The sequence below is a fragment of the Micromonospora sp. CNB394 genome, from assembly GCF_000374985.1.
GTDB classification, from domain to species: Bacteria; Actinomycetota; Actinomycetes; order Mycobacteriales; family Micromonosporaceae; genus Micromonospora; species Micromonospora marina.
Window position 1 is genome coordinate 1 of the sequence record NZ_KB895866.1, and the last position, 15,081, is coordinate 15,081.

At 70.7% G+C, this 15,081-nt stretch carries 14 protein-coding genes; 12 read left to right on the top strand and 2 right to left on the bottom strand.

Annotated elements, in window-relative coordinates; genetic code table 11:
* Nucleotides 1-159 precede the first annotated feature (159 nt).
* On the bottom strand, nt 160-381 hold the full coding sequence (locus tag C569_RS32735; protein WP_231394909.1) for a helix-turn-helix transcriptional regulator: 222 nt from the start codon (nt 379-381) through the stop codon (nt 160-162).
* Nucleotides 382-1,369: 988 nt separating this feature from the next.
* Between C569_RS32735 and C569_RS31200 the strand changes: the two genes are divergently transcribed.
* The 8 genes from C569_RS31200 to C569_RS31205 all read left to right on the top strand — a co-directional run bounded on the left by C569_RS31200 (nt 1,370) and on the right by C569_RS31205 (nt 9,257).
* Complete coding sequence (locus C569_RS31200; RefSeq protein WP_231394910.1) at nt 1,370-2,203, top strand: N-acetyltransferase; 834 nt, start codon at nt 1,370-1,372, stop codon at nt 2,201-2,203.
* A 210-nt stretch (nt 2,204-2,413) separates the two neighbouring features.
* Nucleotides 2,414-2,674: a hypothetical protein gene (locus C569_RS0127130; RefSeq protein ID WP_018788871.1), complete on the top strand. Its 261-nt coding sequence runs from the start codon at nt 2,414-2,416 to the stop codon at nt 2,672-2,674.
* A gap of 11 nt (nt 2,675-2,685) precedes the next feature.
* Nucleotides 2,686-4,131, top strand: a complete 1,446-nt coding sequence (locus C569_RS0127135; RefSeq protein ID WP_018788872.1) for an APC family permease — start codon at nt 2,686-2,688, stop codon at nt 4,129-4,131.
* A gap of 312 nt (nt 4,132-4,443) precedes the next feature.
* Nucleotides 4,444-5,175: a hypothetical protein gene (locus C569_RS0127140; RefSeq protein ID WP_018788873.1), complete on the top strand. Its 732-nt coding sequence runs from the start codon at nt 4,444-4,446 to the stop codon at nt 5,173-5,175.
* The gene (locus C569_RS0127145) at nt 5,172-6,380 is read left to right on the top strand and encodes a histidine decarboxylase (protein ID WP_018788874.1); all 1,209 of its coding nucleotides are present in this window, start codon (nt 5,172-5,174) and stop codon (nt 6,378-6,380) included. Before C569_RS0127140 ends, C569_RS0127145 begins: the two co-directional genes overlap by 4 nt.
* Before the next feature lie 13 nt (nt 6,381-6,393).
* Nucleotides 6,394-7,524 (top strand): class II histone deacetylase, encoded by a 1,131-nt coding sequence (locus C569_RS0127150; protein ID WP_026268704.1) that lies wholly within the window; start codon nt 6,394-6,396, stop codon nt 7,522-7,524.
* Between the two features lie 36 nt (nt 7,525-7,560).
* Complete coding sequence (locus C569_RS0127155; protein ID WP_036347116.1) at nt 7,561-8,466, top strand: hypothetical protein; 906 nt, start codon at nt 7,561-7,563, stop codon at nt 8,464-8,466.
* Nucleotides 8,467-8,483: 17 nt separating this feature from the next.
* A complete protein-coding gene (locus C569_RS31205; RefSeq protein ID WP_081636054.1) occupies nt 8,484-9,257 on the top strand; it encodes a methyltransferase domain-containing protein in 774 nt (257 codons plus the stop codon).
* Between the two features lie 76 nt (nt 9,258-9,333).
* On the opposite strand, the gene C569_RS34800 is transcribed toward C569_RS31205, so the two are convergent.
* A complete protein-coding gene (locus C569_RS34800; RefSeq protein ID WP_018788878.1) occupies nt 9,334-9,465 on the bottom strand; it encodes a hypothetical protein in 132 nt (43 codons plus the stop codon).
* 51 nt (nt 9,466-9,516) lie between these two features.
* On the opposite strand from C569_RS34800, the gene C569_RS31210 reads away from it, so the two are divergent.
* From C569_RS31210 to C569_RS31220, 4 genes are all read left to right on the top strand, one after another.
* Nucleotides 9,517-10,764, top strand: a complete 1,248-nt coding sequence (locus C569_RS31210) for a hypothetical protein (RefSeq protein ID WP_018788879.1) — start codon at nt 9,517-9,519, stop codon at nt 10,762-10,764.
* A gap of 299 nt (nt 10,765-11,063) precedes the next feature.
* Entirely contained in the window at nt 11,064-11,702 is a 639-nt protein-coding gene (locus C569_RS31215; RefSeq protein ID WP_036347119.1) for a GNAT family N-acetyltransferase, read from the top strand.
* 167 nt (nt 11,703-11,869) lie between these two features.
* The gene (locus C569_RS33440) at nt 11,870-12,457 is read left to right on the top strand and encodes a hypothetical protein (protein WP_155945631.1); all 588 of its coding nucleotides are present in this window, start codon (nt 11,870-11,872) and stop codon (nt 12,455-12,457) included.
* A gap of 138 nt (nt 12,458-12,595) precedes the next feature.
* Nucleotides 12,596-15,073, top strand: coding sequence for an EAL domain-containing protein (locus C569_RS31220; protein WP_155945632.1), 2,478 nt, complete (start codon nt 12,596-12,598; stop codon nt 15,071-15,073).
* Nucleotides 15,074-15,081: the final 8 nt, after the last annotated feature.

Below are 15,081 nucleotides of genomic sequence, written 5' to 3' on the forward strand. Positions count from 1 at the left end.
AGTCGAGGTAAGGCCGCAGGTCGGCGATCCGGCCGGTGTCCAACGGCCCCAGCTTCACCAGCACAGCAGGGATGGGAGAAGATGCAGCAGCAGGCACGGGCCACCTCGTGATCATCTGGCTTCGACACCACAATGATCACGAAGCCCGTGCCTGCCCTGCTATACACCCCAACCGGTCACAACCCGACCAGCCACACAACCCCGGAACTTGCAACCGCCCTGGTCAGGGCCGAGATGCCCGTTTTCAAGCGCGCTGATCTGTTGCCTCGGAAACCCTAGCGCACGGGCGATCGACTCGCTTGTTACGTCATGTTCCTCCCGCAGTCGGCGGATTTCACGTCCGAGCCATTTTCGGCGGACATACGGACTAGGGCGATTCACCGGCAGCCTCCAGGGACTACGCAAGCCCGGTCGACGGTGCAGACGGCCGGGGCGCGCTCACTGTAACCCCACCATCGCTCCGTGGACTCTGGGCCAAGGGGCCGGTCCGCCACTGTTTGTGCAGGCCAGGTGCTGGTCGGACCGTAGGTCGGTATGCCAAGTCGGACCGAAGGTAGGTATTCCCAGCATTTACCTCTGCTGGGCATGATCTCCGTGAATGACTAATGGTTCAGCTTGAGCGTTCCACTGCCGATCGGTATTGACGATCACTCAGACAGGTGGTGCCGCTGTGTTGCCATCGGCGATTGCCGTCCTGGTCAGTCTGGCTATCGGCTGGCTAGCCGGGATGGCCACCTATCGGGCGTCTCGACGGTGGTGCGGCCGGTGCGGTGGTTCTCTTCGCTGCGCCGCCTGTGGAACGGCCTCTGACGGCGGCCAGCCGATTCATGAAAGACAGCAGCACGTTGGATTACCAGCAGAACCAGGGCAGAGGTGACGGATTTGGAAAGCGCTGCGAAACGAGGCATCGCCGCGAGGACGCATCCGTTGGCGGAACTTCCCGTTCGGTCTATGGCAGCACTGATTGTCCTGCCGACCGTACGTGACGGCGGAGTTGCCTCAGTAGCCGGCACCTCGGGCGCCGCGTCGACGTCGGGCCGGCTACTGAGGTGCGCACCTCGCCCGGTCTGCGGCGACGGCGTCCGCAGGCGCACGTGATCCCGGGCGTGTTGCCGACGCCGCGTACCAGCCCGGAGTCTTCGCCCCGATCGATCCGATGGTGATCCGGGCGCAGGTCGCGGGCGGCATGCGAAGTCTGCGGGCCGTGTCGGTCATCCCTCCCCCTTCCGCAGCTCCTCACTCTGAAAAGGAGAACGTCGATGAGCATCAGCGCTGCCACTCCCGGTAGTCCCCAGCTCTTGGTCGCTCTGGATGGCGTGACCCGGCAGACCCCGGCTGCCGCCGGAAGGCTGCGAGCTGAGGGGCCGTCATGACGGTGGCAGCGGCCCGACACAACGTGCCCGCGAAGACGGTCGACATGGACGCTCCGCTGACGATGCGAGGTTCGCAGTCCGTTCCCAACCGGACGGTCGGACGTGGCGATTCTGCTCTTCGACTGCTCGGGTTGCAGGTGCCAGGTGAGGCGGTGGTGTGCGCGACCGGCGACGACGTTCCTGTGCTGGCCGCGCTGTTGGCTCACGATCTGTGGGCTGGATCTTTGGGTGTGTGGCTGGTGCCTGACGCGGCCGTGCGCGCTAGGGCTCTGCATCGGTATGCCGAGTTCGTGCTGATATATGCGGTGCGGCACGGCCGGGTCGACACGACCGAGGATCGTGCCGCGGTCGCGGTGTGGTTCTCGCGGCCGGATCCGCCGCCGCTGGCCGGTGCGGGGTGGGTGGGTGAGCTGCGCGGGCTACTCGGCCCGTTCGCGGCGCGGTTCGCGGTGCTGCACGCGGTGGCGCCGCGTACGCCGCATCACTACCTGGCGCAGTTCGCGGCCGGGCCTGGGCAGGGCGCGGCGGCGGGGGCGTTGCTGGCGGGCTGTCACCGGGTTGTGGATGCCGAAGGGCTGCCGGCGTACACGCAGGTGTGCGGCAGCGAACCTCGCGAGAGCTTGTTTAGCCAGCTCGGCTACCTGCCGCGGTCACCGATGCTGTTGGAGTCCGGTGGCCCGGTGCTGTGGCGGATGCACCGGCCGGGCCGTGGTGGCGTGCGGCGTGACGGCCTGCCCCGGCGTGTGCGGCTGCACCAGGCCGCGGCGCCTTCTGCCGGCGCAGGGCCGTCGGCGGTACCGCCGCTTCTCGGTCGGGTCGACACGACCTGACAGCCGTTTCGGCACCTGGATACACGGCTGCTGGCCGCCGGCCAGCGGGGCGTTTGCATACACCTTTCCCCTCGATGCAAGGAGGCATTCCTCATGCTGGCTGCTACGACCCGTTGCCCGATGCGGCAACGACGGCCGAATGCCGGCCGGTGGCTGTTGGCGTGGCTCGCTGCTGCGCCTGCCGTTGCCGCCGTCACGGACGCGGGAGCTGTGACGTCGCGCGAGTTCGTCTGGGGGTACGCGATCCGCCGGGAGTGGGCGAGCGGCTGCCACGACCTGTTCGGCTTCACTCCGGACGCGCAGACCGCGCAGCGGCGGCTCGACCGCGACCAGGGCTACTGGCGTCGCGGCCCGGTACGGCCGGCGGCGGTGTATCTCGTCGCGGCGAACGCCGCCGACGTGAGCGGGCATCCGGTGGACGGCTGCCGCCGGTCGGGCTGCCCGGACGTGGTGGATCGGGGGCAGCGGTGAGGTCAGCGCACATGCAGGTGGCGCTCGCGCGGCGGACGTTGACGCCGACGGGGTTGTGGGTGTTCGGGGCGGCGGCGTCGGCGCCGATGGTGGTGCTCGCCGGAGGCATCGTCGCCACGTACGCGACTACGCAAGTGACGGCGTTGCCGCTGGTGTTCGTGCTCGTCGCCGGGGTGGTGGCGTTGCTGGCCGTCGGGTACACGGCGATGGCCCGCCAGCTCGAACACCCGGCGGCCTACTACGGCATCCTCGCCAACAGCCTGGGGCGTGGCTGGGGCGTTGCCGCCGGTTTGGTCGCCCTGGTTGCCTACAACGCGATTCAGATCAGCCTGTACGGCTTGCTCGGTGCCACGTTGGCCGGGCAGCTGGGCGGTGTGTGGTGGGTGTGGGCGGGCATCGCTGTGGCGGTGGTCGGGGCGTTCGGTATTCGGGCGATCGTGCTGTCCACCCGGGTGCTGGTGGCCGTGCTGGCGGGGTCGCTGCTGATCGTCGCCGCGTTCGTCCTCGCCGGTGTAAGCCAGCCGGCCGGCGGTGAGCTGTCGTGGGCGGGCTTCGACGCGTCGGGGCTGGCGGTCGGCGGTGTCGGCGGGGCGGTGGCGTTCAGTGTGGCGGCGTTGATGGGTGTGGACGCCCCGGGTTCGATGGTGGAGGAGGCCGTGGACCGCCGGTCGGTGGGCCGGGCCACGATCGGCGCGGTGCTCGTCCTCGGCGGTGTGTATGCGCTCGGGGCGTGGGCGATGGGCGTGGCCGTCGGCTCCGACGCCGTGGGTGAGGTGGCCGCCGACCCGGCGGCGGGGTTGCCGTTCTCGGTCCTGGAACGTCTTGGTGGCTGGTGGGTTGCGTTGGCGGAGTTGGTTCTGATCCTTGCGATCGTCACCTCGAAGCTCGTCTTCCACAACGTCGTGGCCAGGTATGTGTTCGCCCTGGCGCGCGAAGGCGTCCTGCCCGCCGGGCTCGCGCGCACGGGCAGCACAACCCGGGTCAGCGCGCCGCGCGGCGGCTCATTGACGCAGACGGCAATCGCCTCGGTGGTGGTGATCGCGTTCGCGCTCGTCGGCGCTGACCCGATCGCGGTGATGTTCACCTGGCTCTCGACGCTGGGTGCGATGGGCCTGCTGAGCCTGCTGCTGGCCGCATCGGTGGCGGCGATGACCGCACCGGCCAGCGTGCGCGGACCGAGGCCGGGGGTGTGGGAGTGGCGACTCGCTCCCGCGCTGGGCGTCCTGGGCGGGCTGGTGCTGCTTGCTCTGATGGTCGGCAACGTCGGCTCCCTACTCGGTGCCGTGCCAGGGTCGCTGTACCCGTTCCTGCTGCCGACGATCCTCGCCGCCACCGCCGTCCTCGGCGGGGTGTGGGCGGGACGTCTGCGGCGGTCCCGTCCGGACGTCTACGCCGGTATCGGCCGTGGCACCCCGAGCACGCACGCCGTCCCCGACGCGATCAGCGTCTCCATCTGACAAGGGGCGACGATGATGACCCACGCGGCCATACCCCCTCCAGGCAGGCACTACAGCGTCGAGCACGCCGAGGCCGGACGGCGACCGGAGCACCCGCAGACCGCACCGCCCGCCGCTTCGATGGAACACCCGCCGTACCGGCCGGAGCCCGCCGTCTACCCGCCGGGGACCGGCTACGGGCCAGCGCGTACGCCAGCTGATTACCCGCGAACGCCGGAGTCCGTGGTCCCCCCGCTCCAGCCTCCGTCCGCGCAGCCTGTGCCGCCGGCCGGGTCGGCTTGGACGTACGAGGACGGGTCCGTCGATGACAGGGTGCCGCCGGAGGTCCGCCGCTGGGCCGATCTGCGTAAGCAGGTCGCGTACCGGTGCAAGCGGATCAACACCGGTCATATGGTCGAGGCCGATCAACGGTTCGGTGGGCGTGAGGCGCTCGGCCCGCACGGGGTGGTGTTGTTCTTCGTGGCCGACGCGCCGGGCGAGCCGCACGGCTACCGGCTGCACACCGCCTACCGGCTGTGGCTGGCCTCACCGGATTCCGACGACCTCCCGAGGTTGCTGGCGGACCTCGACGGCGTCGCCCGGGACAACATTGCCCGCGCCGCCTCGGCCGGGCGGCGGTGGCATCCCCTCGGCCCCGAGGGCTCGATGGTCAACGGCGGGGACATGAGCCTGCCGGAGCACGCGGCCTACGTCGGTGCCGGTGTCAGCACTCTCGACTCCGACCAGGGCCGCTGGTACCAGCTCGCCCACACCCTGCGGGATCTGCCTGCCACCGGGCACCGCTTGTCGGTCTTCGACCTCAAAGGCCAGGCGTACGTGCTGCTGACTGACGGCACCGCCATGCATATCGACCGCGACCCGCACGCGCCCCTGGGCGTCGACGGCATCCGCTGCAACCGCACCCTCGACCCGGACCGCGTCACCTACTACAACCGGCACGAGTACCTCACCGAGGACGGCGACGACGCCACCCGAGCGGTGTGGCGAAACCTCAGCGTCCTGCACCACACCCTCACCGCGCACCTGCACGGGCAGCTGGCATGACCGACACGCTGAACCTCGCCGTCGCCGCGGACCTGAGCCGCGCGCCGATCGACATCACGGCTGTGCTGGACCACCTCGTTCGCGAAGCCGACGCCACGGCGACGACGAGCATCGGGTTCCCCGGCGCTGTGGACCTCGACCACACGGAGGTCATGACCCGCCTCGGCGGCAGGCTGTGGAACAACATCGGCGACCCCGCCGACGAGGGCGGAATCGCGCACACCCGGGCGCTGGAACGCGCGGTCATCACCTGGACAGCCGACCTGCTCGCCATGCCCGCAGACGACCGGTGGGGCTACGTCACCACGGGCGGCACGGAAGGCACCCTGTCCGCCCTGCACGCGGCGCACCGGCGGAAACCGACGGCGCGGATCTACTACTCAGCCGCCGCCCACTACTCTGTGGCCAAGGTGGTGCGTCTGCTCGGCGCGCACGGCATCCCGGTCCACGCGCGCCCTGATGGGGAGATGGACTACGCGCACCTCGCCGAGCAGCTGCACAGGCGGCGCCGCTTTCCGGCGATCGTCGTCGCGACCGCCGGGACCACCATGACCGAGGCGGTCGACGACACCAGCCGCATCCGCGACCTCCTCGACGCACACCACGCAGGCGGGCATCTGCACGTCGACGCGGCCCTGTCCGGCATCCCCCTGGCGCTGGACGGACGGCTGTCCCTCGATGACGCCAGCGGCATCGGCAGCGTCGCGATCAGCGGCCACAAGTTCTTCGGCACACCGATCCCGTGCGGCATCGTGCTCATCCGCGACCACCTGCGCCCCGCTGGTCCCCGGGTGGCGTACACCGCCACGGCGGACACCACCATCACCGGCTCCCGCTGTGGCCTGTCGGCTGCGCTGTTGTGGCATGCCATCGCCGTTCACGGACGGGAGGGGCACCGGTGGCGGGCCAGCGAGGCCCGCCGGCTGGCTGCCTACACCGTCGAGCGGCTCAACGCTGTCGGCTGGCCCGCCTGGCGGCACCCGCACGCCTTCACCGTCGTCCTGCCCACCCCACCCGAGCACGTACGCCGAAAGTGGCTCCTGGCCGCCGACGGCGACACCAGCCACCTCATCTGCATGCCCGGCATCACCCCCGGCCAGGTCGACGCCTTCATCACGGACCTGGCCGCCGCCGCTCGCGGCCGGAAGGCGCCGCGGCCTCGCCCACCCGCCGACGACGCCGGCCTGATGGCCACCACCTACTGATCGAGGAGACCTGATGGCAACAGGGTTCATGGCCCATACATTGTGCTTCTGGCACGACACCGGTACCGCTGCTGGGATGGTGGTCGCCGATCCGGTGGCGGGCGTCCAGCCCGACGGGCACGTCGAGAGCGGCGCAACCAAGCGCCGCTGTTTCGAACTGCTGGACGTCACCGGTCTGCTGGGCCGGATGACCAGGGTCGAGGCGCGGTCTGCCACGGTCAGCGAGTTGCTGCGGGTGCACACCGACGAGCACGTGCGGCGGGTGCGGAACGAGAGCGCGCAGGTGCGGGGCGGTGACGCCGGGGACGGATTCTCGCCGGTGGGTCGGGGCAGCTACGACATCGCCCGGCTGGCCGCCGGCGGTGTCCTCGAACTCGTCACCGCCGTCGCTTCCGGCGTGGTGAGCAACGGGTACGCGCTGGTCCGGCCGCCCGGCCACCACGCCACCGCCGACACCGGTATGGGCTTCTGCACGTTCAACAACGCGGCCCTCGCCGCGCGGCACGCCCAGGCCGAGCTGGGACTGAACCGGATCGCGATCGTCGACATCGACGCGCACCACGGCAACGGCACGCAGTCCATCTTCTACGACGACCCGAACGTGCTGGCCGTCTCCCTGCACGAGGCGAACTGCTTCCCGCCCGACTCCGGCTGGGTGGAAGAGAACGGCGCCGGCCTCGGTGAGGGGTACACCCTCAACATTCCGCTGCCCAAGGGCAGCGGTCACGCCGCCTACCTCTACGCCATGAACACGGTGGTGCTTCCCGCGCTGCACCGGTTCCAGCCAGAGCTGATCCTCGTCGCGACGGGCTTCGACGGTGCCTACTGGGATCCGCTGTCGTGTCAGGCGCTGATCGCGGACTCGTACCGGCAGATGGCCCGGCTGCTGACCGGGGCGGCCGAGCGGCTGTGCGGCGGCTGGCTCGTCGCGGTCCACGAGGGCGGCTACAGCCCGTGGTACACGCCGTGGTGCCTGGTCGGGTTCATCGAGGGCCTGACCGGGGCCAACGGTGACCTCACCGACCCCTACGCCGGCATCACCGCCGGCTACGGCGCCGAACCGATGCTGCCCCACGAGCAGGCCGTCATCGACCAGACCGCCCGCCTGGTGCCGCGCATCACCGCGACCGTCCCGGCCAGCTGACCAACCACCATGATCCCGACTCCGTCCATCGCTGCCGTGACCGCGGCGACCTTGATCGCCGCGGTCGCCGCGGTCGCCGCGGTCGCCGCGGTGACCACTGTGCCGCCCGCCCTGCCGGCCACCGTGTCCGCCGGGGCAGCGGACGACTGCGCGGTGCCGTCGCCGGCGCCGCACCGCCGCACCTCGCCCGGGTCTGCGGGGGTGCGGGTGCGTCCCGGTGGCCCGGCGCGTCCCGTGCTGCTGGGTCTGGCGGGGCGTATCGCCGCCGAGGCGTGCGACGCGACGACCGGCAGGTACGCCGTGACGCGCCATCACCTGTGGCGCTACGACGCGGGCGGTGTGGAGGACAGCGATGTGGTGCGCTGGTACGCCGCCGACGACTCCGGCGCGGAACTGGCCGTACGCCACCCCCGCCAGCAGGTGGCCCTCGACTGGTGGAGCCCGGCGGGCGCCCGGGCTCCGCGCCTGACGCACGCCTACGCGAGCAGCGAGGTGCTGCAGCGGGTCGACCCGTCGGCACTGGTGGACGTGCTGGCGGAACTGGCGATGTGGCACAGCCCCGACCGGTCACAGCGGCACCTCGCGGCGCGCGTTCTGGCCGACACCGCTGGCCTGACCGCGCATCCCGCGACGACGGACCGGGCCGGCCGGGTCGGCGTCGGCATCGCCGCGTTCTCCGAGCGGGGTCGTACCCGGCATCTGCTGATCCTGGATGCCCGAAGCGGGCAGGTACTCGCCTACGAAGCCGCGACGCTCACCACGTCCGGCTGGCGCGCCCAGGTGTACCTGCTTTTGCTCACCCGCACCCACGCCGCCCGCCGCTGGTGGGAGCCGCCGACCGGAGGCGAGCCCGTCGCGGCCTCGCCGCCGTACCTGGAGCCGCGCCACGCGGCCGTGTGGGTCATCCACTCGGGCCAACCCTGTATCACCGACCGCGCCTGAACACTGGAGGGACGACGATGACAACCACACACGCCGCCGGGATGTCCGCACCGCTGCGGGAACTGCTCGACCCGACCATCATCCAGCAGATCAACCGGCTCGACCTCAACCCCGGCTCGCGGGTGCTGGAGATCGGCGCCGGGACCGGCCACGTCACCGCGTACCTCGCCCGCGCCGTCGGGCCGACCGGTGGTGTCGTCGCGGTTGACGACGACACCACCCACCTCAGCCCGACCGCCGTGGTGGACGTCTACCAGCGTGACGTGGCGGCCGACCCCGGCGAGCTGCCCGGCGGTGCGGCGTCGTTCGACCTGGCGGTCGCCCGCTGGCCGCTCCACCGGCTGGCCGACCCGGCCGGGCTGATCGACCAGATGCTCACGCGGCTGCGGCCGGGCGGGTGGCTCGTCCTCGCCGACGTCACGGACACCGAGCCGTGCGTGTACTGCGTCGCCGAACCCGGCGACGAAGACCTGATCAATGCGGTAGTGCGGCGGCTCTACTACACGACCCTCGCTGCGGGCAGGACGGGCCGGTGGCCGGCCGACGCCGAAGGGCTGCTCCACGGCAAGGGCATGGACTCGGTGTGTCTGACCGTCGTGTCGGAGACGTGGACCGGCGGCGGGCCCGGCTGCGGTGTCCTCGCCGGCATCGCCGCCCACGCCCAACCCACCCTCCATGCCCTCGGCATCGATGCCGAGGGCATGGACCGCTTTCAGACGCTCATGGGCGACCCCCGGGTCGCGCTGCACTCGGTCGAACGCCGCGGCCTGCACGCCCGCAAACCCGGCTGACCGCCCTGGTTGTGCCGCTGGGGGATCGGCAACCTCCAGCGTCACGGGCGGCGGTGACGGATTACACCCCGGCCTGTCACCGCCAGGACGACCACGCCGGAATGAGGGCCCGGCCGGTCGGCCAGGCCGGCGGCAGCACCACGCTGCTGCCGCCGGCCACCCATTCCAGCACCCAGCACGGCACCGAACGCGGTGATGCCGCCGGCATCACCTCACCTGCACCCGTTATCGCCGGCAGTTCATCGCGTCAGGGAGCGTCATGACCGCACGCCGTCTCACCGTCACTCGGACACCAGCGTTCATCGCCGACGTGATCGCGCAGGTCACCGCCGGACACGACCGTCCCGGACCCGGTCGCCTCACCGCGGTCGTCGACCAGGTCGCCCGCGAACACGGGCTGCCCGCCACCATGGTCCGGGCCTGGCTGACCGAGGCACGGTACTCACCCCAGGCGCCCCTGCCCTACGGCCTGCTGCACTGCGGACTGTGCAGCGCACCGCTCGCGACCATCACCCGCGCCCCCGAGCCGCCGGTGTTCCTGTGCACCCCACCGTGCGGGCGGGAGCCGATCGCCGCCGACGCGGTGGCGCGCGCGGTGGCCGCGGTCGTCCTGCGACGCGCGCCCCGGCTGGTCCCCCCGGGCTCGGCCGCCGACGCCGCCTCCTACGCCCGAGCGGTGATCCTGCGCATCGCCGTCGGCGCCACCCTCACCGACCTGCGCGTCACCTGGCGCACCGCCCCACCACACACCCACATCGCCCAACGCCTGCACGCTGCACGCCGCCACGCCCACCACCGCGATTACCGCCAGGCGGTACGGCTGCTACGCGGCGCTCTGCACCACATCGACCCGCTGCGGCACCGGCCCACCACCGACCTGATCACCGCCCGCGCCGCCGCCCTGCTCGCCGACACCTCCCTCGCCGCCCGCGCCCTCGGCGCCCGGGAATGGGCCGCGTTCGCCCACCGCAGCCTGGCCCGTCTGCACGACGACCCCACCCACCCCGAGGTCCGCGACGCCCTCGCGGTCCTCGCCGCCGCCACCACCACCGCCGGCGACCACACCACCGCGACCCACCTCTACAGCGACCTGACCCGCCACCACAGCCACGCCGAAGGACCAGCCGCGCTGCCCACCCTCACCGCCCAGGCGCACCTCTGCGCCGCCCTGCACGCCACCGGCCAGTTCGAACAGGCCGCCTCCCTGCTGCGCCACACCGCCGCCGCGCTGAACCTCACGCCCCACCACGACCCGGCCACCGCACGGCTGGCCAAGCAACTCGCGGCGATGCGCGACACCGCCCGCCCGACGATGCCGGCAGGAACGATCGCGCGCAGCTCCCACGGCTCCCTGTCTGATTACCGCGAACCGCCGCCGTCCCCGCGCCTCCAGCGAGACAGCCCCGGCGGCGGCCCTGGATCAGGCTCGCGCGCATCCGCACAGGGAACGCGGCCCCACGCACCGTCGCCGGACAAGGGGGAACGGGCATGCCCCGCCGGCCGTTGACTGGCAGTCGCCGACGCATCTGCTCCGTCTGGTCGACCACGCCCTCGTCCGCACGCCACATGCCGTCGGCCTCCGCTGGCACCCCCACGCACCCGCCGCGACCGCGCCGCACCGGCAGTTCCGTCTCATCCAGCACCGCCGCAGCCGTGACCCGCCCGCGGTGCCCAGCCGGCCGGCCGCCGCGCCCAGGGGGTGGGGCGGCGGCCGGTCCCTCGTGGCCGGCGGCGGCGGGTTCCCCCGTCCCCTGCCGCCGCCCACCCCTGCCCGCACGAACGACGACCAGCAGCAAGGAGCATGAGGTGACGGATCGAATCCGGGGCGCCCGATGGGCGGAGAAAGACGCTGTCGCCGCCGTGGTCGCCGCAGCCCTGCAGCCCACTGCCCTCGCCGCGTGGCTGGTCCCGGACGAGGAGCAGCGCGGCCGGGTCCTGGCCGATGTCGCCGCCATCTGGGTGGAGCACGCCCTGTTCTACGGCGACGTGCACGTCACCAGCGACCTCACCGCCGCGGCCGTCTGCTTCCACCAGTACGGGCCGGTGCCACCACCGGCCGACTACAGCACGCGCCTGGCCACGGCCGCCGGCCCGCACGTCGAACACTTCCGTGCCCTGGACGACATCATGGACAGCCGGCAGCCGACCACGGCGCACTACCACCTCGTCTACCTGGCTGTGCGCCCCACCCACCAGCGGACCGGCCGGGGCCGGGCGCTGATGGAACACCTGCGCTGCCGGCTCGACCTCATCGATCTGCCGTCCTGGACTCTCACCCTCCCCGCCGGGCAACGCCTCCTCACCCAGGCCGGCTACCACGCTGACCGAGGCATGGTGCGCCCGGCCGACGGCGTGGCCATCCAACCGATGACCCGGCGCCCCGGCCGACGCGAGGCCGCCACCGTGCTCCACCCGGCCGGCCACCAGCGATGCTCACAGGTCTGACGCCGGGTGCCGCAGCCACCATGGACCAGGCACGACCCCCAGCCAGTCAGGGCGACCGTCCCTCCGCGCCGCGAAGGGCGCACCGCCGGCGTGGTGGCGGGCGGCGATCCGCGCGTCCCCGCTCCGTCGCAGCCTGCCACACCCCCGCCCTGACGAAGAGGACCACCATGGGTGCCGGACACCAGCGCACCCGCACCACCGCCACCGCTGCCCTCGACGGCAGTGCGGCAGCACCAGCAGACAAGCCGGTGCGCGCGATCATCGACCGGGCCGAGGACCTGGCCGCCGCCGGCCGTCTCCACGACGTCGCCACGCTGCTACGGCCTGCGCTGGCGCAGCTGAGCGGCCACGCGGTCACCGCCGAAGCTCTCGACGCCGCCGTCCTCTACGCCCACGCCCTCACCGGCACCGGCCACCCCGCTGCCGCAGCTGCCTGCGCCGGCTGGGCGCACCCCCGCAGCCACCGCCACCGCGACCGCGGCCCGGGCCATCCGATGACGATCCGCGCGCTCGGCGTCGCCGCCGCCGCGCTGCTCGCCGACCACCGTCCTCAACTTCGTTGGGTCAGGACGGCGGCGACGCGCGCGGCGCTAGGTGCAGCTGACAGCGCGGCGCGTCGGCGCCGGGGTGGCGTACGAGGTCGGACGGGTGTCGCGCTGCGACCACTCATCCCCAGAGCGGGATGGAAGTGCGTCGATGTGTGCTGTTGGTGGGCAAACAGACACTTTTCCATTGGAATAGTGGCAACTCGATGAATATATTCCGGTGGTCGGTGAACGTCGATGGAGGGAGGGGCCGTCATGCGCAAGGGTCTTGAGTGGAGCTGACGTCATCAGCCTGCTATCGTGGGCGGCTTGAAAGCTGGGGGTAACCGAATAGCCGCAGGGGGCTAGGTGGATACACTCCGCAGGGACAAGGCCGCGCTGGCCTCATTTACAGCGATGTTGGTCGTGGTTGCGCTGGCCGGCCTGGGGTGGGCGTCGGTCGATCTGCGCGAGCCGGCGCCGCACCATCTGATCTACATCTTGGCGTCCGCCTCGCTGATCGCTGTCGGATCGATTTTTTCCGCGCCGCTTCCGGCGCGGATCCCCATGCGTATTACGCTGACTCCTGCCGCATGTCTTGTCTGTGCATCGACTCTTCCTGCGCAATGGGTGATCGTGTGTATGGCAGGCGGCGCCGCTGTGGCGAAGCTGTTGACGAGGTACCCGCGCGCCGCGAGCATACATAAGGCCGTGCACAACGTCAGCAAAGACGTCGTGTCCGCTGTACTTGCCACTGCCGTCATATCGAGTTACGGCCTGCGTCCCACATTCGATCAAACCATCTTTTCGGATGCCTCGACATGGCGATGCCTACTCGCGATCGGTAGCGCAGCGCTCGTTGTGTGGCTCTTGGACGAATTGGTCACCACGACGGCGGTGTGGTTGGCGACGGGCCGCAAGTTCAGGGCCATGCTGCGCTACATGTGGCAGATGCGGATCGTCGTCGGAGTCGCAGAGGCGACGATATCTGGCATCATCGCGATGCTGGCCGGGCTCGACAAGCGGGCGCTCATCGGTCTCCCCTTCGCGATGCTCATATTGCACGGTGCCATGTCGCTACGGCTAAGGCTGCGCGAAGAACGGCGATTCTGGGAGAAGCTGTCCGCCCTGATCGATGCCCTGACGAACCGTGATCTCGACGAAGCGTTGCGGACTACAGCGCGAGGCGCCGCTGACCTGTTCGGCGCACGTGTGGCGGAAGTGGAAGTCGGCGAAGCTCGCCGACTGATTCGGGCCGACGGCGATGCGGTGGTCGTCTACGACGGCCCGGCTCGCAGCGCGCCCAGGCGCGAAGTGATGGGTCCGCCGTCGATCGTTGAGGAGATCGGTGCAGAGACGCACGGTTTTCACGGCGTCCTGCGGCTCTTCCTGCAGGGGCCGCGCGACACGTTGACACCTCGGGAGCGCTCGGCCATGCGGGCGTTGGTCTCAGCTATTTCCACGAGCATCGACATTGCGTCCGCGTATCAGCGTCTGAGTGAAGAGTCCGCCGGCCACGAATTGGCCGCAACGCACGACGCGGTCACCGGCTTGCGGAACAGGTCCGCCTTCATTCGCCAGACCGTGGGAGCCGACGGTCATGACTTCTGCCATCTCATCGCGGTCGGTCTCCAGAACTTCACATTCATCAACGACGCTCTCGGTCGCGACCGAGGCGAGAGGATCCTGGCGATACTGGCGCAGCGGCTTGAAGCTTCGTTCCGGGAGCACCAGTCAGCGGTGGGACGGATCGGAGAGCACGAGTTCGGTGTGGCCTTGTGGTCGTCCTCCCCCGCGATGGCCTATCAGCGGGCCTGCTTGGCGGTGTCGAACCTGCGTCAAGATGTGCAGGACGGTGGACGATGTGTGTCGGTACGGGTCAGCGCGGGGATGGTGACCGGTTCCCGGACCGACACCGCGGAACTGCTGAAACTCGCCGAGCAGCGCATGTGGGAGACGGTGCAACAAGGGCGCGATGTTCTTGTGGCCGCCGATGACCGCCCTGGCCCAGAGACGCTCGGTGACAAGCTCCTCGGTTCACGGATGTCGATCTCGTTCCGGCCGATCGCTGATCTGGCCTCGGGCGGGATCGTCCTCGTGCAGGCCCTTCCTCAATGGCTGTACTCCCCATACGAGTTGCTTGCCGCCGACGTGCACGTTCATCAACTGATCGACGACCAGGCCACGCTGGACACCCTGACTCACACGGCGCTTTCGCGCTCACTGGCTGCCGCGCGAACCTGGCGTCGTGGCCTGTCACAGGCGGGGCTGGTCGTGCCGGTGCCGGCACGGTCGGTCAACGCGCGTCTCGGACAGGCTGTCCAGGAACTGCTGCAGGCGTCCCACGCGCCGGCGACGACGCTGGTGCTCGCGATCACGCCATTAGAAGGCATTCACGACCTGGAGGCGATGCAGGAGCTGAGGCGTAGCGGCGTGCGGTTCATGCTGCACGACTTCGGCAGCGGCGACCGAGATCTGGAGTTCCTGAGCGCCGCGAAGTTCGACTTTGTCTCTCTGCATCCCACCTACGCTCTGGACGGCGGATGGAGCACCGCCCGGTCCGTCATCCGCGCAGCAGTAGACCTCAGCCTGGACCTCGATATGAGCGTGGTCGTGCCGGGCGTGGTCGACGACGAGCATCGCCGGGAACTGCTGCGGCTCGGATGCTCATTGGGATCGGGACCGTTGTTCGGTGACGAGACCTTCCCCAGCGAGTTCCGGGACCAGGTGGCAAGACGGCTCCGTTTCGATCAGTCCGCCACGGGCGTGAAGACGCCTCGGCGGCGGCCATACCGTGCCGGAGGGCATGTCCGCAAGGGAAGCGGGCGACCGATCGAAAGCCCTTGACGGCAGGC